Origin of the sequence: Roseibium salinum, assembly GCF_026240905.1 — a bacterium.
GTDB lineage: Bacteria > Pseudomonadota > Alphaproteobacteria > Rhizobiales > Stappiaceae > Roseibium > Roseibium salinum.
In genome coordinates, this window is the sequence record NZ_JAPEVI010000003.1 from 1,935,614 (window position 1) to 1,952,297 (window position 16,684).

The following is a 16,684-nucleotide window of genomic DNA, read 5'->3' on the forward strand; positions in this document are numbered from 1 at the left end:
ACCTCACCCTTTCCTTGTCGGGCCGCAATGTGGAGCAACGGGTGCTTCATTTCAACATGCAAAAGTGAATTCCACTATGCGGAATTATTTCCTGTTCAATTTCCGTTCTGCACCCGGCAGGGCGCTTGCCCCAGCATCCGTTCCAGGTCGCCGACGGCTGTCTTCAGGCTCGGCCCGACCTCGTCGCGCATCCGCTCCAACGACAGGTCGGCGGGTGTCGCCCCGCAGGTGAAGACCACCGGCTCACTCAGGTCTCGGGCATGAAACGGCGCGGAGACTGCGTGAATGCCGGGTGCGAAATAGTCCGACGGTTCGGCGATCACGTATCCGCGCGACAGGAGCTGACCGTTTGCCTCCCGGCGGATTTGACGGGCCCGTTCGGGCGTCAGCCTGTCTTCACCGGTCTCTGCCAACAGCTTTTCCAGCCCCTGGTCGGAAAGGGCTGCAAGCAAGGCGTGGCCGGAGGACGATCCTGCAAACGGTAGCCGGTGACCCGGTTCCAGCCAGATCGAGGCAACCGCGCGCGGGCGCCAGGTTTTCACCAGCATCATCTTGTCCCGGTCCTGCACCGCCAGCAGGGCCAAAGTCCCGGTCTCATCGGCGAGCCGCTGCATGAGCGTTTCGGAAAGATCCACAAAGGATATGGCGGCGCTGGCGATGTTGCCAAGGGCAAGGAGCGCCGGCCCCGGACGATAGCGGTCATGGCGCCGGGCGTGGCTGAGATATCCGAGCGCCTGCAGGGTGAAGGTCAGCCGGGAGACCGTGGACTTCGGCAGGCCGGTCCGCTCCGCGATTTCGGCGTTGCCCAGGCCGTCATCCGAGACACGAAAGGCCCGCAGCACGCTCAAGCCCCTGGCGAGCGTGGTGGCAAAACGCCGGTCGGTTTCAAAATCGCTCATCTGACTGTCCCTTGCACAGGCGAGATCTCCGGAGCTTATACCAAGCGGGGAACGCCAATCGAAAGGCATATCCATGACGGAGACGATTGCAAGGATCGCGGGCCCCTATCTGCTCCTGACCGGGCTCGGGTTTCTACTGTCCGCAGGCTTTTACGCCAGAATGATCGCGGGCCAGGCGCGCACCGACCCCGTTACGCTGAACCTGTCCGGGGCGGCACATTTCATCGTCGGTATGACCGTTCTTGTGAACCACTTCGCATGGTCAACCGCACTCGAGGCGGCGGTAACGCTGGTCGGCGCGGCCGCCGCTCTGAAAGGTGCCGGGCTGATCGTGCTGCCCGAGATGGCGGCGAGATCTCCGGCACTGGGCAAAAACGGGCTTCGGTTCAGCAGCCTCGCGTTCGTCGCGATCGGCAGCTATTTTTGCGTGATGGGCTATCGCCTGATCGGATGACAGCCACACTGCAAGGGTCCGCATGGGGCCTTCCGCCGAACCAGGGACCCTGGGCGGGAGGAAGGCCCACCGGCAGGTCACGCCAGCCGTGCAGCAACTTCGCCAAGCTGATCGATCACGCTGCCCCAGCCATCGTAGAATCCCATTCCCTCGTGCTTGCGGCTGTCTTCCGGGGTCTTGTGCATGACGCGGGCCGCGTAGCGGGTGCCGCCTGCCTCGGCCTCCAGGGTGATGATCGCCGTCAGCGTCAGCCAGGGATCGATTGGCTGCCAGCCTTCCGCAAGGGCGGTGGTAAAGACGATACGCTGTTCCGGCGCGATATCCAGGAAGCAGCCTTCGAGATGGGGCTGAAACGGCCCCTGCCCCTCGCGCATCAGCGTTTCGAACCCGCCGCCCGGCCGCAGATCCAGCTTGACCGCCTTGCATTCCATGGGCTTGGGGATCCACCATTTCTCGAAATGCTCGCGCACGCTCCATGCCGTCCAGACGGCGGAGCGCGGGGCGTTGATCAGACGCGAAATGGTGAGTTCGGATTTTTCAGCTGCCATCTTCGTCGCTCCATGACATTTGGTTTTCGACATAGTCCGCCAACCGGTCGCTCCTGGCCTCCCACAGCCCACGCTGCTCGGCGAGCCAGGTTTCCACCGCCTGCAACCGATCCCGGCGCGCATGACAGGTGCGCACGCGCCCTGCCTTTTCGGTGCGGATCAGACCACTCCCCTCAAGCACCTTCAGGTGCTTCATGAAGGACGGCAGCCCCATGGCGAAAGGCTCCGCCAGTTCCTTCACCGGCGCGGAACCACGCATGAGCCGGCTCACGACGGCCCGGCGCGTCGGATCCGACAAGGCGTGAAAGGCGGTGTCGAGAGCAAAATGGTTTTCCATACGGGAAACTATAAGCGGACAGTTCACCGTTTGGCAAACTGTTTTCGCATCGGAAAACAATTGTCGGCCGACAACGCACGACGAAGCGATTGTATGGAAGATGTTGGAAGTTGCACGCAGTTGGGAAGTGGCGGAGAGGAAGGGATTCGAACCCTCGAGACGGTTCCCCGTCTACTCCCTTAGCAGGGGAGCGCCTTCGACCACTCGGCCACCTCTCCGGTCCGTCTCGTTTAGTGGCGTAAGCCTTAGGACGCAAGAACTTTTTGACTTGGGCGTCTCGTTTTCCACCTCTGCCACCCTGTGGCTATTCGCCAGAACGTTCAGTGAACAACGAATTGGTTCAAAGGTCTCCGGCAAAGACCTGACAGCTATGTCCGCTGTTTGCTCTCAAGAAGCTGCCTCTCTCAGCACCGCTTTCAATGACTCATGAAATGATCTTTAATCGTGGCAATCCGCCCGGGATGAATTAATCGGCCGGGTGAGCGAACCTGAGCAATGGCAGGTGCCGCCATGTGCGGGAGAGTGACAGTCAAGACCAGTGCCGATGGGCTCGTTGAGGCGTTTCCCTTTGCGCAGCGGCGCCAGGGGGATGGTCTGGACGGGTTGCGGCCGCGGTTCAACGGGGCGCCGGGGCTTGAATATCCGCTGATCGTCAACGAACCGGACATGCCCGGCAGCGCCTTCGTGATGGCGCATTGGGGTTTTGTGCCGCGGTGGATGAAGGAAGCCAAGGGCGGACCGAAACCGGTCAACGCGAAAAGCGAAACCGTGGCGACCAACGGCATGTTCAGGGCCGCGTACAGGTCGAGACGGGCGTTGATGCCGATCGACGGCTATTTCGAGTGGCAGGCCGTTCGTGGGCAGCGCGTCAAGCAGCCCTATGCCATATCCATGACGGACGACAAGCCATTTGCGCTTGCCGCGATCTGGGAGGTCTGGCGCAATCCGGAGACCGGCGCGGCCGTGCGGACCTTCTGCGTGCTCACCTGCCCTGCCAACGATCTGATGGCACGGATCCACGACAGGATGCCGGTGATCATCGACCCGGTGGATTACGGCCACTGGCTGAGCATCGACACGGAGGATCCTTCCGATCTGCTGAAACCGTATCCTTCGGAGCGCTTGAAGATGTGGCCGGTCTCGACCCGCGTGAATTCCCCGCGAAACGATACACCGGACATTCTCGACCCGTTCGACCCGGATCCGGACCTTCTTGATTGAGCCATGGCCAACCTCCTCAATCCGGCCCGCGGACAGCGGCTGAACGCGAGGGACCGCAAACCATAAATCCGACACAGTGTTCGTCTTGAAAATGCAACCATTGCGACAATCGATCAGGGGCGGACTCGGGTGGCCTATGCCGGAAGGGCGGGTTTCAATCAGTTGATTGCAGACCGGTTTCCCTGGGTCTGCGCCATCTGGCTGCATCTGGCCCTTTTTGTGCTGCTCGCCGATCAGGCAGCAACCGGCCGTTTCAGCCAGCCTGTATCGTCGCCCATTTCCGTCGAGATCTTCGTCGAGCCGCTGGCGGACGCCGGCACGCAGCATTCCGCGCCATTGCCGCCCGCGGCGAACCGGGCAGCGGCACTGACGGCCGGCGGCGAAGCGTCGATCGATGCCGACCCCGCAGCTGCCCCGGCAAGCGAACGCCCCGGCGAGGTGGCGGGGACCGGCACTGCGGCAGAGCCCGTCTGGATAGGCGCAACCAGTTACTACGCCGGCGACATCCTCAGCGATCCGCGTTCCGAACAGGCGCGCGTGGCGCTTGCAACGCTGACGGGCGCCGACCAGGGCGAACAGTTGTGCGGCCTGGAAGCCATGGAGCAGGTACGGCACACGCAGCCGGGTTTCCGCCCGACAAGGCTGGCGCCGCATGCGCTGCGCAATTCGTTTCAGAAGGGAAATCTGATCCATGCCCCGGCGGCCGCCGTGCGGAGTGATCGGGTGTGGTATGAAATTGCCTACAGATGCCGGCTGGATACAGCGCACGAGGCCGTGGTCGGCTTTGAATACGCGCTCGGCAAGAGGATTGACCGGCAGCTCTGGGACGAACTGGGTCTTGCGCCGATCCATTGAGGACGGCAAACGCTTCGATTATCGGCTTGAAGGTGCTAGGGACGCGGCAGAGATCGTGTCTGCCGCGTCAGATGGAATTGACAGGTTCAGGTGCCTTCAGGCCGGCAGCCTTGGCCGGTCTCAATGCATGGCCAGCCATTCACGGGCGGAACGCTGCGCTTCCGCGATCTGGGACGGGCTCATTTCGCCGGAAATTTCCTTGCGATAGCGCCCGGCCTCCGGATTGCCCTTCAGGGCGGCGATGTTGAACCACTTGTGGGCGGTCACAAGGTCGGCTTCGCCGTGACGGCCGCAGGCGCTGTCCAGACCCATCTGGAACAGAATGTCGGCAGTGACGGGCTTTTCGCCCATGATGGCCATATCGGCCGAATGCATTTCAAAACGAGCCATGATGCTCCCCTTTCATCTCTGTGAGACTTCCCGAATGCGTCTGGGAAACGTAAGCTTTTGCAAAGCTGTTCTCGCCGTTTCCTGACATCCACTTCATCAGGAGCAGTTAAAAGGCCCGTTAAAATACAGGTTTAACGTAATGCGAACAAAAATTTAAACAAATCTGAAGTTTACGCGATGGTAATCATGTGGTTGCGATTTTCCCTTTAAAGACAGTGGCCTTTTCTGAAAAGTCGACGGGACGCATCAACGGTCTGTTCACCATGGTTTCGTTTCGCAGCCTGGATGGCTGAAGCCACCCTGCGTCCTTGCCTTCCCTCCCGGCCTGCCCGCAGGATCCACGGAAATATCCGGCACCTGACGTAAGGAGACGGGTTTTCTGGACGCGGTCAAGCCGCTACATTCCCTTTCCGTAAACGGAAGGCACTTCGCCTTGGGAGGGAAAACATGCTGAAATCCTTTTTGACCTCCGGCCTCATTGCCGCCGGTCTTGCCGCCACATCTGCAAGCCTGGCTTCCGCCGCCGACGCCAAGGGCGACTGGGTCCGCCCGAACGGGGCGTCCAAGATCCGCATCAGTTCCTGCGGCGCTTCGCTGTGCGGCAAACTGATCTGGCTGCGCGAACCGCGCAATGACACGCAGAACCCCGATGCGTCCAAGCGCGAGCGCCCGCTGCTCGGCGTTCAGATCGTGCAGTCGATGAAACCGACGGATCAGGCCGGCCAGTGGAAAGGCAAGGTCTATAATGCGGAGGACGGCAAGACCTATACCGGCTTCATCAAGCTCGTTTCGTCAGATGAGCTGAAGCTGGAAGGCTGTGTCATGGGAGGGCTGATCTGCAAGGGCGAGACCTGGACGCGGGCGCAATAGCGCCCCTGCCTTCGCCAAGTCGTCCCGATCTGGCGATCTCTCTGCCGCATGTGCCGGCAAGAAAGTGTGGCGCACGCCTCACCGGCATGGCGGCGGGGCCGTTCGGGCGTCCGGCTGCCTCAAACAAGCATCTTCTTGTAGCCCCGATGGCTCTGGTCGTAGCCGAGGCGCATATAGAACTGATGTGAGCCTTCCCGCTCCTTGTTGGAGGTGAGCTGCACCAGACAGGCACCTGCTTCCGCGGCCAGGGCTTCGGCCTTTTGCATCATCAGTCGGCCGACACCGGTTCCGCGCCGGTCCGCCCGCACGTGGACGCTTTCCAGTTCCACCCGAGGGCGTCCCGTGAAGGCAAGGCCTTTGAGGAAATGGATCTGAAAGGTTCCGACCACCGCTCCCGCCCCATCCAGGGCCACATAGATATCGACCTCCGGCGCGGCACGGAGTGCGTCAAAGGCAGGGCGATAGTCCTGCCAATCGGCAAACTCCTTGTCCCTGCGCACGCTTGTGGCGCCTGCATTGATGATGGCAACGATCTCGCGCAGATGCTCGGGGCGCGCCTTTTCAATTCCAATCGAAGGGATCATCAGATCAGCTCACGCTTGTTTTCCAGTATATGCATGTCTACCGGCAGGCTGGTGCTGAGGGATCCAGCTCGGCCACGCCCCACCAGGTGCTCCGCCAATCAGGACCCTTCCACAGATGCGGCCAGGTGCCGGTCAGATAGTGGACCGAAAGCGGGGCCTGTGCCTCCCAGAAGGCGACCCTGGCGAACCGCTCCCCGGCCGGAGCTGCCGGCTGCCGGTCGCCCTCCTCCCAGATGAAGAAGCATTTTTCACGCGCCGCCGTGCGCGCCGGAATGGCGCTGGTGACGATGCGTGCATCCGGAAACAGAACTCTGAGGTTGCCGCCCGTATAGCCGTCATCGGCAATCAGGGTCGCATCGGCGGCGCCGAGCCCGGCCAGGGGGGCCTGCAGATCCGCGTAGGGCTTCATGTGCCGGCAATTGCCGCCGCACCAGAACCTGTCCGGCGCGGCCAGTCCCGGCACGCGGGCCAGAAAGGCGACCGCCGCCACAGCGATGACGATGGCGGCAAGCCAGCGCCACCGGCGCTGAAAGCCGAAGCGTTCAAGATCGGCAAACAGGTAGATGGGCAACAGGAGCATGAGCGGATGCATGTGCCGCTCCTTCACATAGGTTGCCCCGGTCACGACGATGATGAGAGCCGTCAAGGCGATCATGGCCAGGACGGTGCGCCCGCAAAGCCGCGCGACGGCGGTGACGGACGGGATGACCGGCTCCCGCCGCCCGATGTAACGCGGCCAGAAGAGGACGAGCAGGATCGGCAGCAGGGGAACGGAAAATCCCAGGAGCCCGAACGCCAGTTTGCCAAGCCCCTCGCCTGCGCGCAAAACATGGGAGGCCTCGTCGGTCATGCCCATGGTCTTGGAGACGGCTGACAGCAGTGCCAGGCCTTCGCTGACGATCCACCAGGCATAGGGGCTGTAGAGGAGCACCGCCGCCAGCGGCACGAGCAGCAGGCCGGTCAGGCGAAGCTTCGGGCGCCACTCCCGGTCGCTTGCCGCCGCTAGGACGAGAGCCAGCGCAAACAACGGATAGGAATGCTTGGCGAGCAGCCCCGCTCCTGCCACCAGGCCGAAGAGCACATAGAAGACTAGCCGCTCCGTCTCCAGCGCCTTCACGAACAGATAGGCACTGGCCACACAGGCCGTTGTGAGCACCACCGTGTGGGTGACGCCCTCATGCAGGTTCCAGCCGAACTGGTAGTAGAGCGAATAGGAAAAGGCGCAAAGGGCGGCCAATCGCGGGTCCGAGACCGCCTTGCGGGCGATCAGGAACAGAAAGAGGGCGGCAATCGAGATGAGCCCGTATTTGACGAAGAGCGCGGCCCAGATCGTCGGCCCGAACACTTGCTGGGCGGACCAGAGCAGCCATTCGTAGAATGGCGGCTGGCGCAGCATGTAGCCGGCCTGAAGCGTCTGCACGAGGACATTCTCGAACATGTCGTCCGTGCCGAGCACCGGTGACGACAGCGCGCGCAGCAACAGATGGGAGAGGCCCCAGAGCGCAACGACGGCCCACACACCGGAGGGCGTGGCGTAGAACGGCGTCTGTGCGCGGGAGGCTGTTGCGGATATGGTCATTCGGGTTTGCTGATCGGCTTTCGGACGTTCAGCCGTTTAGCGCATTTGGCCGGAGTTTCCTAGCAAGGCTGGCGGTTGATGCCAGTCACAACCGACCATAACTCATTGGTTCGAGCGTGCAACGGGCTGTACCTTTGCTTTACAAGATACAGCCCCGCAACGAGATGACTCCGGTGAGCGGCAGCACCGCGCCTTGCGGGGCCAGGCCGGTCACCGGCATTTGTCATTCCAGGCCGATCTTCGATTTCAGCAGATCGTTCACCGCCTGCGGATTGGCCTTGCCCTGGGACTGTTTCATCACCTGGCCGACGAACCAGCCGAGCAGGCCCGGCTTGTTTTTCGCCTGTTCGACCTTGTCCGGGTTGGCGGCGATGATCTCGTCCACGATGGCCTCGATCGCGCCGAGGTCGGTGACCTGCTTCATGCCGCGCTCGTCGACGATCTTCGCCGGGTCGCCGCCTTCGGTCCAGACGATTTCGAAGAGGTCCTTGGCGATCTTGCCGGAGATGACGCCTTCCTTGATGAGGTCGACAATGGCACCGAGCTGCCCGGCCGATACCGGGCTTGCGGAAAGCTCCATGCCTTCCTTGTTGAGGCGGCCGAAGAGTTCGTTGATCACCCAGTTGGCGGCGACCTTCGCATCCCGTCCCTTGGCGACTTCCTCGAAGAAATCGGCGGACGCTTTTTCAAACACCAGAATGTCGGCGTCATAGGCGGTCAGGCCGTAGTCGCCCATGAAGCGCTTCTTCTTGTCGTCCGGCAGTTCCGGCAGGTACTGGGCCAGATCGTCGACATATTCCCGGGTGAATTCCAGCGGCAGCAGGTCCGGATCCGGGAAATAGCGGTAGTCGTGCGCTTCTTCCTTGGAGCGCATGGAGCGGGTTTCGCCCTTGACCGCATCGAACAGGCGGGTTTCCTGATCGATCACGCCGCCGTCTTCCAGGATCGCCACCTGGCGGCGGGCTTCGTACTCGATCGCCTGGCCGACGAAGCGGATCGAGTTGACGTTCTTGATCTCGCAGCGCGTGCCGAATTCACCGCCCGGACGGCGCACGGAGACGTTGACGTCGGCGCGCATGGAGCCCTGGTCCATGTTGCCGTCGCAGGTGCCGAGGTAGCGCAGGATGGTGCGCAGCTTGGTGAGGTAGGCCTTGGCTTCGTCCGAAGACCGCAGGTCCGGCTTGGAGACGATTTCCATCAGCGCCACGCCGGAGCGGTTCAGATCGACGAAGGACATGGTCGGATGCTGGTCGTGCAGCGACTTGCCGGCATCCTGCTCCAGATGCAGGCGCTCGACGCCGATCTCGACCTGCTCGTCCGGCATGTCGAGAAGGATCTTGCCTTCGCCGACGATCGGCTGCTTGAACTGGGAGATCTGATAGCCCTGCGGGAGATCCGGATAGAAATAGTTCTTCCGGTCGAATACCGATTTCAGGTTGATATGCGCCTTGAGGCCGAGACCGGTGCGGATCGCCTGACGGACGCATTCCTCGTTGATGACCGGCAGCATGCCCGGCATCGCCGCGTCAACGAAACTGACATTGTCGTTGGGGTCCTTGCCGAATTGGGTCGAGGCGCTGGAGAAGAGCTTGGCTTCGGAGGTGACCTGGGCATGAACTTCCATGCCGATCACGATTTCCCAATCGCCGGTCGCGCCCTTGATGAATTTCTTCGGATCGGGTGTGCGTACGTCGACAATCGTCATTGCGTCTAAAATCCTGTTCTGTACTTATCTGCGCCCTTTCGGCAGCGGAGGATGACTTGCTGCGGCGCACGTTGCTAGCCGGATTGATGCCTAGTCGGGAATTGTGCCGGCTGCAAGGGTTTCCTTGGGCGCTTGCGCGAGGTGCAATCAATTTGAACACCACACGATCGCTCACGGCACATCTGTGGAACTTCAAACGCGCGGCACTGCCTAATCCGGGCGCGGCGGATGTTTTGCCTGGCCCGTGCGCATGATGAAGCCGATCAGCACCGCGACGGCCTGGTAGAGTTCGATCGGGATTTCCTGATCAATTTCGATCTGGGACAAGGCCTCGGCCATCATCGGATTTTCCTCGATCGGCACGCCGGCCTCGCGGGCGAGCTTCTCGATCTGCTCGGCGATCGAGCCCGCTCCCTTGGCGGTGACAACCGGGGCGCCGTCGTTCTCATACTGGAGCGCGACGGCCAGTTTCTTGCCAGGCGTTTTGTTTTCGCTCACCGTTCCGCTCCTTCAGGCCGTCATGCGCATTTGTCTAAGACTGCCGGTCGACCAGCGCGCCAAATCGGGCGGCTGTCTTCGGCGGCAAGCCGCGGATCAACCTCAATTCCTGCAGGTCCAGCCCGGCATCCGCGAAGGATGCTTCCAGGCTGGCGCGAACCGCGTTCAGGCTGTCATAGGTTTCTTTCCGGTCGATCCAGAGACTGGCGTAAGTGCCCCCGCCGCGCAGGCTGATCGCAGCCTCCAAGGGCCCGGTTGCCGTCAGGTCCAGGGCAAAACGCAAACGCCACGCCGGTTCCTGCTCCTCTTCGCCGTCGCGGCCGCCGCCGTCGCGTCCGACCTGCATCTGCATGACCGCCGTTTCGTGACCGAGCGCCAGCGGAAGCTCAAGGACGATGTCCATGGGGCGGGATGCGGCCCGCGGCCCCTCGTCGCTCAAAAGGCCGGAATTGACGAACTGGGTCAGGCGCATTCTGGCAAGGGCGGAATCGGTTTCCTGCAGCAGCGACTGCAGGTTCTGCGGCGTGCTGCCGGCCACATGTCCGCTTCCGCCCTGCTGCGCCTGCCCTTGCGGGGCGCCGTGCCTGGAGGGAACCGGCGGCTGGCCCGCCGGACGGGAGACCTGCGCTTCGGCGCCGAGCTGCTGCAACAGCGCCTTCAGCGACAGCAATGCGGACTTGAGGTCCGGAAGCGGCTGTAGCCCGCTTCCAGGCCGCATGGCCTGTGCTTCCCGGAACTGCCCGGAGAGGCGCACGGCCTGCTGCAGATCCTTGCCGGTGAGGCTTTGTGCCGAATTCAGCCGCAGCCCCAGGATCTGCTGCATCGCCTTGACCACCGGGTCCGGCAGCGATGCCTTTCCGGCCGCCTGGGTCGTCATCAGGGAACTGACTTGCGCGAACAGCGCGCCGAACCCGGCCTGTTGTTCGGCCAGTGGCTGCCTCAAGAGGGCCGCGACCTGCTGCGCCGGATTTTGCAGGCCCGAAACAGCTTCCCCGCCCGCGGACACAGGCGGGCCGGCAGGTGCCGGATAAGGCTGCGCGGGAATGGCGCGGGAAAATGACAGTTCCAGCCGAGCCGTTCCTCCTGGTGCGTACCCGGACGGCGTCCCGGCAGTGCCCGCGGCTTGCAGCGCAGTGTTTTGAACGGGTGCAGCTCCGGCAGGGGGCGCCTGCTGCCCGGGCATTCGCGCTGCACCGGGCACACTTGCCGGAGTGCCCTGTCCGCCCTGGGCGGGCGTATTCGCCAATGCTTGAACCGCCGGGCCGGAGGGTCCTGGCGACGGCGGCGGTCTCCTGCCGACCGACCCTTCCGCCAGCCCTGCCGCTGCCGGTGAGGCCTGGCCAGGGGAAGCGGATGTCGGAACGCCTTGCGGTCCGGCACCGGAAACCGGCTGCCCCGGAAGACTGACGTTACCGCCGGTAACTTGAACCGGGCCGGTGTGGATCTGGGACGGGGTGACCGGTTGCGAGGCTGGTGCCGGGGTTTGCAGGTTGGGCGCTCCGGGCAGCGGTGCGGTTGCCGGTCCAAAAGTCGCCTGGCCGCCGCCTGCGGAAAGCGATGTGGGCGCGCCGGAGACTGCCGGCAGCGGCGCTGCTGCAGGCTGTGCCGGGGGCTGTGGCGCCGTGGATGGTGAGGCAGCGCCGGGCGGAACCGATGCACCGGGCCGGCCCGCCGCCGGAACAAGTCCGCCCGCTGGAAGCACGTTGCCCGGGGTCGCCGCCGGCGCATTGCCGGCCGGAGTGGCGGCCTGGGGCGCAACGCCTGGTGTTGTCGAGACTGTCGGGGCCCCAGCGGCAGGGACCGGTTGAGATGAAGCTCCCGGCACGGGCACAGTCGGCGACATATTGGTGCCAGAGGCAGGAACGGTCGGCCCCTGGCCCGGCGTGGGCGCTGCCGCTGGCTGTCCGGCCGCCGTGGAAGTTCCCTGCGGCACGCCCGCGGCCTGCTGTGCTGGCGGAGCAGCCGGCACTGGTGCCGGTGATGGCGCACCGCTGGAAGCGGCCGTTCCCGCAGCTGCTTGCGGCGAACCGCCGAGTGTCTGCACCAGATGCACCAGTGCAGGATCGGACCGAGGAATTGGACTACTGACGGCAGTCGCAGGCTGCCCGGATGCGCCACCCGGCAGATTGCCGGGTTGGGATTGGAGAAGTTGCCCGGACGGCCGGGCGGGTTCGGCGGCACCCGATGTGGTGATCTGGATGGCCGGCTGCTGCTTGCTGCCGGATACGGTGATGGTGACTTCGGCGCCGACGGGAAGCGGCGCCGGAACGCGCAAGTCGATCCGAGCGTCCGCGGCTGCCAGACGAATCACGCCACCGGGCAGATTGGCCTCCACTCGCGCCTTGAGCTCCGTTCCCGGCTCCAGTCCCTGGACGGCCGCATTGCTGCTCGTCCCCTGGGCAAGGGGCAGCGCAGTCACCGTTTTGACCATCACATCATCTCCGTGTGGTCAGAGAATCATAAGGGCCAAGTATGGCCGGTTTCTTAAGCATTGCCCAGACTTGACCCTGATCAAGGCTCCGACAGCACGGATAGGTCAAACATATGTCCATCAGCCGTCAGGTCGCTGTGTGCATCTTGCGCTAAGACCAACGCAGGCAAGATGTCCAGCACTCCAGGGACGGTCGGTTCGCGGACGGACAATCGGCTCCGATCAACCGGCTGCTGACCGGAAACCGGATGCGGACTGAACGGTTACGCCGACAGGCAGAGGGAGAGACAGCGTGAACTGGATGAACCGCCTTAATGAACGCGCTGAATTGATGGGAAGAATGCTCGAGACCATGGGGGCCATGAAGCATGTGCCCTCAGGGGTGCAAGCCGACATGGCCATGCGCTCCGCGGCCTTCCGCTGCATATCGTGCACGCAAACGGAAGCCTGCCGCAAGTGGCTGGACAGCCATCCGGAAGGAGCCCGCAAGGCCTTGCCGCAATGTCCGAACGCGCCTCTGTTCAACAGTTGGACCGACAGTTCCACTGAGTGAACACCGGCCTTCCCGAAACCGCGGAGAGGCGTTCGGACGCCGGATCAGTTGCTTTTGCGTTTGGGGTTGAGCCAATAGGTCAGACTGCCCGCCAGTGCGCCTCCGACGAAGCGGAACGGAAACATGGCCAGGGCGCCGGCATCCTGTGAAATTGGCTGCGGCAGTTGAAGCATGCCCACGGCGGCTTCCAGAATGAGCGACAGCGCCGCTGCGGCAAATCCGGCAATCCAAAGCTTGCTGGCACTGTCGGCTCGCCATCCCAGATACCCTCCGATCAGAAGAGCGAACGGATTGAGGAGGCCGGAAAGGCCGACAAGATCGAGCCAGGTGTCTGAAAGCATGGTCATGAGCCTCTCTTACAGTTGACCACCGCAAAAATCGAGATACTTTCGCGAAGCTCATCGTCCGGCGGGAAAGCCGTAACCACCTCACCCGCACTGGTTGCATTCGGAGCGATCGCTCCTCGCTACTTGCACGACTAAGCCCGTTAAAACAGGCATTTAGCGAGATCAACTTGAACGGCAACACACGTAAGTACATTTCGTTTCTGATTTGCGTGTCGTTGTGATAAATTAAATAAATAAAGCAAGATACTACACTCGTCTCCCGACTTGTCATTTCCATTAGATAAGATTTAAAGATCATGTCGTTACAAAGTTCTTTGGCAACCGACGACCCTACCGTTGAAGCGCTGTGTAAGACAGATCGCAGACTGGGTATTTTGTGCAGCAGTTGCGGACGGTTCCGCTACATGAATTCCGCCCGGTTTTCCGGGGAGGAGAAAGTCTCGGCACTGAGTGCAAAGCTCACCTGCGGCACATGCGGCTCCCACAATGTCAGGGCCGTCGCGGTCTCCCGCAATCCCGAAAACGGATATTGGCCTGCCGAGCGCAGCTGACACCCGTCCGCCGAAGACAAGTCCACCAGCCTCATCGGCTCTCCGCAGCCCGGCGCCCTGCCTGCGCACAAATGCAACACTTTACGTGGAAACCGATTGCAGGCGCGCAAACCCTCCTCGCCATAATTGTCAAGCGCTGCGCGCATATGCTAATGGCAGCTCATTCGATTGTGAGGCTTTATGCGCGGAAGACGCGAGACCCGATAGTCCCTGGCCACCAAGGCCGGGGTAATGCACACCAGCACTGCATGCGACCGGCTGCAGTGGCTGCCCGTTTGCATTTGTAGAGCTTCTCAAGAAATCAATGGACATTTCCAAGGCCGAGCAGCGGGTATTGCACCTGCTGGCTCAAGGCGGCTGCATTCTCGTGGAAAAAGACGAGGACGGCCGCATCGTCAACTATGAAACAGTGACCCGGGAAGGCTGGTTCTGGGGCGGCTGCTCGCCTCACCTGTTCCGGAAACTCAAGTACAAGAGGCTGATCGCGTCGCGCAACAGCGGCCCCTACAAGATCACCCGGCTTGGCTTGAAGCGGGTCCGGGCCCAGTTGAACAACCGGTGAAACGACCGGTTCCACGGACAGGCCTCCAGGCCATCATCCCGGCCACGCTTAGCGGGCCGGGATGATCGGATTGATAAGCGCGCCGGAGTTCCGGCGCGCTTATCATTTGCAGGTTGGTCGCGGCCCTAGCCAATTCTGGCGTTGTCCGCGCGCTTGACGGCAACGACGGCCGAGCGGGCCAGCATGCCTTCGCCATCCGGGAACGGTGCTTTCGGGTGCTGGACGCCGACGAACAGGGTGCGCTTGTCGGCGGACCAGGCAATACCGGTCACCTCCGCGCCATAGGGCACGGTCATGAAGCGCTCGATCCGGCCCGTCGCCGGGTCACCGACCAGCATCTGGTTGTTGCCCATGCCGGCAAAGTCGCCCTCGTTGTCGTCATCACCGTCCGTCTGGATCCAAAGCAGGCCCGTGGTGTCGAACATCATGCCGTCCGGCGAATTGAACATGTTGCCGGAATTGATGTTTTGCGAACCGGCATAGGCATCCTCATGAACGTCCGGATTGCCGGCCATCACGAACAGGTCCCATTTGAATTTCGGATCGACGTGATCGTCGTTCTCAGGATACCAGCGGACAATCTGGCCGTAGTGGTTCTGCGCGCGCGGGTTCGGTCCGTTGACGGGCGTCTCGTCACCGCCGGCATTCGGCTTGACCGCGCGGTTCTTGTTGTTGGTCAGGGCGCAATAGGCTTCGACCGCGACCGGGTTGACCGCCACCCATTCCGGACGGTCCATGGTCGTCGCGCCGACCTTGGATGCCGCCATGCGGGTGAACATGCAGACTTCCGCCAGGCTCATGCCGGTGGTCTCCGCAGTCAGGGCAAGCCATTCGCCGCTGCCGTCCTCGTTGAACTTCGCGACGAACAGCGTGCCGTCATCGAGCAGGCCATCCGTGGATGCACCCGGCGTATAGGCGCCGTTGGAAACGTATTTGTAGAGAAACTCGCCGCGCTCGTCATCGCCCATATAGACGACGACACGGCCGTCACGCGCCAGCGTGCAGGCAGCGTTCTCGTGCTTGAAACGGCCGAGAGCGGTGCGCTTGACCGGCGTGGAACTCGGGTCGCTCGGATCGATCTCGACAATATAGCCGCAGCGGCGCGGTTCGTTGACATTCCTGGAGATGTCGAAGCGCTCGTCGAATTTCTCGTAGTCGTAACGGCTTTCCAGGGAGATGCCGTATCGCTTGAAGTCCTCCGGACGCTCGAAGTTCGCATCCGTGGAACCGAAATAGCCGTTGAAGTTTTCTTCGCAGGTCAGGTACGTGCCCCAGGGCGTCCTGCCGGCGCCGCAGTTGTTGAACGTGCCGAGCGATGTGGTTCCGCTCGGGTCCGCGTCGGTCTTCAGAAGGTCGTGACCTGCTGCCGGACCGGCGAGCCGCATTGCGGTGTTGTGGGTGATACGGCGGTTGAGCGGGCTGTCCACGACCACGTTCCAGCCGCCATCGCCTTCTTCCACTTCCATGACTGTGACGCCCTGCAGGTTCTGCATCTTGCGGACGTCTTCAGCCGATTGAGGCTTGCCGTCCTCGGTGTGCGGCAGGTTGATCTTCGGATTGGCGTATTCATGGTTGACCGCGATCACCTGCCTGTCACCAACCGCGAAGAGTTCCATACCGTCGGTGTTCTCGCCGAATACCCGGTCCGAAGTCCTGGCATCACCGCCTGTCTCATGGTCGAAGTCGAGGGCGTCCGAGAACAGCCTGTCGCCCCATTTCACGAGGATGTCCCAGGTGTAGCCTTCGGGCACGTGGACGGTGGCATCGGTTGCAATCGGGATAGGGTTGAACGCGAACCGGCCGGCTTCCTGCGCCCGGGCCGAGGTGGAATTCATCAGGCTCACGCCGCTTCCCAGCCCCATTGCAGCCGCGCCGGAGCCGAAGGCCACGAGGCCGCCCAGGAAACCGCGGCGGGAAAGGCCTGCTTCCACGACACGGTCGAAATCGGTGGTTTCAGGGGTCGGGCGAACGAGTTCGTCCCATTCGTCCCAGGACAGGTCATCGTGGCTGATACGGGTCATGTTTGCTCTCCAAAGGATGGCTAAAGGAAACTACACCCGGACTGCGTTAGACAAGCATCATGACAACTGCGCAACAGTTCGGCGACAAGTACGCAAATCCTGATGTCACATGACCGTTTCACCATCGGCGGGCTTCCGGCGCATTCGCCTGAGCCCCGGGCGCCCGTCCTTGTGTCACGGCGGAAATCCGCCCTTCAGGCGGCTTTCAGTCACGGATTTAGTTGCGTCCCGGCGTGAGCGTCGGCCGGGACTGAAGGGTCAGGTTTTCCACGTCTTTTG

The 16,684-nt window shown here is 62.5% G+C and carries 18 protein-coding genes and 1 tRNA gene; 6 read left to right on the forward strand and 13 right to left on the reverse strand.

All coding sequences use genetic code 11. From position 1 onward, the window contains the following. Positions 1 to 95: 95 nt before the first annotated feature. Entirely contained in the window at positions 96 to 899 is an 804-nt protein-coding gene (locus ON753_RS13495; RefSeq protein ID WP_265963156.1) for an IclR family transcriptional regulator, read from the reverse strand. A 73-nt stretch (positions 900 to 972) separates the two neighbouring features. Here ON753_RS13495 and ON753_RS13500 point away from each other — a divergent pair, with 73 nt between their 5' ends. Then, the gene (locus tag ON753_RS13500) at positions 973 to 1,353 is read left to right on the forward strand and encodes a hypothetical protein (protein ID WP_265963157.1); all 381 of its coding nucleotides are present in this window, start codon (positions 973 to 975) and stop codon (positions 1,351 to 1,353) included. Between the two features lie 77 nt (positions 1,354 to 1,430). Here ON753_RS13500 and ON753_RS13505 read toward each other — a convergent pair whose 3' ends face one another. The 3 genes from ON753_RS13505 to ON753_RS13515 all read right to left on the reverse strand — a co-directional run bounded on the left by ON753_RS13505 (position 1,431) and on the right by ON753_RS13515 (position 2,456). Beyond that, positions 1,431 to 1,901: an SRPBCC family protein gene (locus ON753_RS13505; protein WP_265963158.1), complete on the reverse strand. Its 471-nt coding sequence runs from the start codon at positions 1,899 to 1,901 to the stop codon at positions 1,431 to 1,433. Then, positions 1,891 to 2,238 (reverse strand): ArsR/SmtB family transcription factor, encoded by a 348-nt coding sequence (locus ON753_RS13510; protein WP_265963159.1) that lies wholly within the window; start codon positions 2,236 to 2,238, stop codon positions 1,891 to 1,893. The genes ON753_RS13505 and ON753_RS13510 overlap by 11 nt, the downstream gene beginning before the upstream one ends. Positions 2,239 to 2,366: 128 nt before the next feature. Next, positions 2,367 to 2,456 (reverse strand) — tRNA-Ser (locus tag ON753_RS13515). A gap of 292 nt (positions 2,457 to 2,748) precedes the next feature. On the opposite strand from ON753_RS13515, the gene ON753_RS13520 reads away from it, so the two are divergent. Together ON753_RS13520 and ON753_RS13525 are read left to right on the forward strand one after the other, a co-directional pair. Beyond that, a complete protein-coding gene (locus ON753_RS13520; protein WP_265963160.1) occupies positions 2,749 to 3,459 on the forward strand; it encodes an SOS response-associated peptidase in 711 nt (236 codons plus the stop codon). Positions 3,460 to 3,588: 129 nt separating this feature from the next. Beyond that, positions 3,589 to 4,314, forward strand: coding sequence for a DUF930 domain-containing protein (locus ON753_RS13525; RefSeq protein WP_265963161.1), 726 nt, complete (start codon positions 3,589 to 3,591; stop codon positions 4,312 to 4,314). 120 nt (positions 4,315 to 4,434) lie between these two features. On the opposite strand, the gene ON753_RS13530 is transcribed toward ON753_RS13525, so the two are convergent. Continuing rightward, positions 4,435 to 4,704: a hypothetical protein gene (locus ON753_RS13530; protein WP_265963162.1), complete on the reverse strand. Its 270-nt coding sequence runs from the start codon at positions 4,702 to 4,704 to the stop codon at positions 4,435 to 4,437. Between the two features lie 447 nt (positions 4,705 to 5,151). Here ON753_RS13530 and ON753_RS13535 point away from each other — a divergent pair, with 447 nt between their 5' ends. Next, positions 5,152 to 5,574, forward strand: coding sequence for a DUF2147 domain-containing protein (locus ON753_RS13535; RefSeq protein ID WP_265963163.1), 423 nt, complete (start codon positions 5,152 to 5,154; stop codon positions 5,572 to 5,574). Positions 5,575 to 5,693: 119 nt separating this feature from the next. On the opposite strand, the gene ON753_RS13540 is transcribed toward ON753_RS13535, so the two are convergent. The 5 genes from ON753_RS13540 to fliK form a co-directional block, all read right to left on the reverse strand. Then, a complete protein-coding gene (locus ON753_RS13540; RefSeq protein WP_265963164.1) occupies positions 5,694 to 6,158 on the reverse strand; it encodes a GNAT family N-acetyltransferase in 465 nt (154 codons plus the stop codon). A 37-nt stretch (positions 6,159 to 6,195) separates the two neighbouring features. Continuing rightward, positions 6,196 to 7,737, reverse strand: a complete 1,542-nt coding sequence (locus ON753_RS13545; RefSeq protein ID WP_265963165.1) for an ArnT family glycosyltransferase — start codon at positions 7,735 to 7,737, stop codon at positions 6,196 to 6,198. Positions 7,738 to 7,960: 223 nt separating this feature from the next. Then, complete coding sequence (gatB, locus tag ON753_RS13550; RefSeq protein WP_265963166.1) at positions 7,961 to 9,442, reverse strand: Asp-tRNA(Asn)/Glu-tRNA(Gln) amidotransferase subunit GatB; 1,482 nt, start codon at positions 9,440 to 9,442, stop codon at positions 7,961 to 7,963. A gap of 210 nt (positions 9,443 to 9,652) precedes the next feature. Then, positions 9,653 to 9,940: an EscU/YscU/HrcU family type III secretion system export apparatus switch protein gene (locus tag ON753_RS13555; RefSeq protein WP_265963167.1), complete on the reverse strand. Its 288-nt coding sequence runs from the start codon at positions 9,938 to 9,940 to the stop codon at positions 9,653 to 9,655. Positions 9,941 to 9,974: 34 nt separating this feature from the next. Beyond that, positions 9,975 to 12,371, reverse strand: a complete 2,397-nt coding sequence (gene fliK / locus ON753_RS13560) for a flagellar hook-length control protein FliK (RefSeq protein ID WP_265963168.1) — start codon at positions 12,369 to 12,371, stop codon at positions 9,975 to 9,977. 301 nt (positions 12,372 to 12,672) lie between these two features. Here fliK and ON753_RS13565 point away from each other — a divergent pair, with 301 nt between their 5' ends. Continuing rightward, complete coding sequence (locus ON753_RS13565; protein ID WP_265967156.1) at positions 12,673 to 12,924, forward strand: DUF6455 family protein; 252 nt, start codon at positions 12,673 to 12,675, stop codon at positions 12,922 to 12,924. 44 nt (positions 12,925 to 12,968) lie between these two features. Here ON753_RS13565 and ON753_RS13570 read toward each other — a convergent pair whose 3' ends face one another. Then, positions 12,969 to 13,271: a phosphatidylglycerophosphatase gene (locus ON753_RS13570; RefSeq protein ID WP_265963169.1), complete on the reverse strand. Its 303-nt coding sequence runs from the start codon at positions 13,269 to 13,271 to the stop codon at positions 12,969 to 12,971. Between the two features lie 400 nt (positions 13,272 to 13,671). Next, on the reverse strand, positions 13,672 to 13,857 hold the full coding sequence (locus ON753_RS13575) for a hypothetical protein (protein ID WP_265963170.1): 186 nt from the start codon (positions 13,855 to 13,857) through the stop codon (positions 13,672 to 13,674). 269 nt (positions 13,858 to 14,126) lie between these two features. Between ON753_RS13575 and ON753_RS13580 the strand changes: the two genes are divergently transcribed. After that, positions 14,127 to 14,384: a YjhX family toxin gene (locus ON753_RS13580; RefSeq protein ID WP_265963171.1), complete on the forward strand. Its 258-nt coding sequence runs from the start codon at positions 14,127 to 14,129 to the stop codon at positions 14,382 to 14,384. 125 nt (positions 14,385 to 14,509) lie between these two features. On the opposite strand, the gene ON753_RS13585 is transcribed toward ON753_RS13580, so the two are convergent. Then, positions 14,510 to 16,405, reverse strand: coding sequence for a PhoX family protein (locus ON753_RS13585; protein ID WP_265963172.1), 1,896 nt, complete (start codon positions 16,403 to 16,405; stop codon positions 14,510 to 14,512). Positions 16,406 to 16,684: the final 279 nt, after the last annotated feature.

What these genes read in the sequence shown, in the direction of transcription:
- ON753_RS13495 (WP_265963156.1), bottom strand. Translation starts at nt 899, where the DNA reads ATGAGCGATTTTGAAACCGACCGGCGTTTTGCCACCACGCTCGCCAGG.
- ON753_RS13500 (WP_265963157.1), top strand. Translation starts at nt 973, where the DNA reads ATGACGGAGACGATTGCAAGGATCGCGGGCCCCTATCTGCTCCTGACC.
- ON753_RS13505 (WP_265963158.1), bottom strand. Translation starts at nt 1,901, where the DNA reads ATGGCAGCTGAAAAATCCGAACTCACCATTTCGCGTCTGATCAACGCC.
- ON753_RS13510 (WP_265963159.1), bottom strand. Translation starts at nt 2,238, where the DNA reads ATGGAAAACCATTTTGCTCTCGACACCGCCTTTCACGCCTTGTCGGAT.
- ON753_RS13520 (WP_265963160.1), top strand. Translation starts at nt 2,749, where the DNA reads ATGTGCGGGAGAGTGACAGTCAAGACCAGTGCCGATGGGCTCGTTGAG.
- ON753_RS13530 (WP_265963162.1), bottom strand. Translation starts at nt 4,704, where the DNA reads ATGGCTCGTTTTGAAATGCATTCGGCCGATATGGCCATCATGGGCGAA.
- ON753_RS13535 (WP_265963163.1), top strand. Translation starts at nt 5,152, where the DNA reads ATGCTGAAATCCTTTTTGACCTCCGGCCTCATTGCCGCCGGTCTTGCC.
- ON753_RS13540 (WP_265963164.1), bottom strand. Translation starts at nt 6,158, where the DNA reads ATGATCCCTTCGATTGGAATTGAAAAGGCGCGCCCCGAGCATCTGCGC.
- ON753_RS13545 (WP_265963165.1), bottom strand. Translation starts at nt 7,737, where the DNA reads ATGACCATATCCGCAACAGCCTCCCGCGCACAGACGCCGTTCTACGCC.
- gatB (WP_265963166.1), bottom strand. Translation starts at nt 9,442, where the DNA reads ATGACGATTGTCGACGTACGCACACCCGATCCGAAGAAATTCATCAAG.
- fliK (WP_265963168.1), bottom strand. Translation starts at nt 12,371, where the DNA reads ATGGTCAAAACGGTGACTGCGCTGCCCCTTGCCCAGGGGACGAGCAGC.
- ON753_RS13565 (WP_265967156.1), top strand. Translation starts at nt 12,673, where the DNA reads ATGAACCGCCTTAATGAACGCGCTGAATTGATGGGAAGAATGCTCGAG.
- ON753_RS13570 (WP_265963169.1), bottom strand. Translation starts at nt 13,271, where the DNA reads ATGACCATGCTTTCAGACACCTGGCTCGATCTTGTCGGCCTTTCCGGC.
- ON753_RS13575 (WP_265963170.1), bottom strand. Translation starts at nt 13,857, where the DNA reads ATGAGGCTGGTGGACTTGTCTTCGGCGGACGGGTGTCAGCTGCGCTCG.
- ON753_RS13580 (WP_265963171.1), top strand. Translation starts at nt 14,127, where the DNA reads ATGGACATTTCCAAGGCCGAGCAGCGGGTATTGCACCTGCTGGCTCAA.
- ON753_RS13585 (WP_265963172.1), bottom strand. Translation starts at nt 16,405, where the DNA reads ATGACCCGTATCAGCCACGATGACCTGTCCTGGGACGAATGGGACGAA.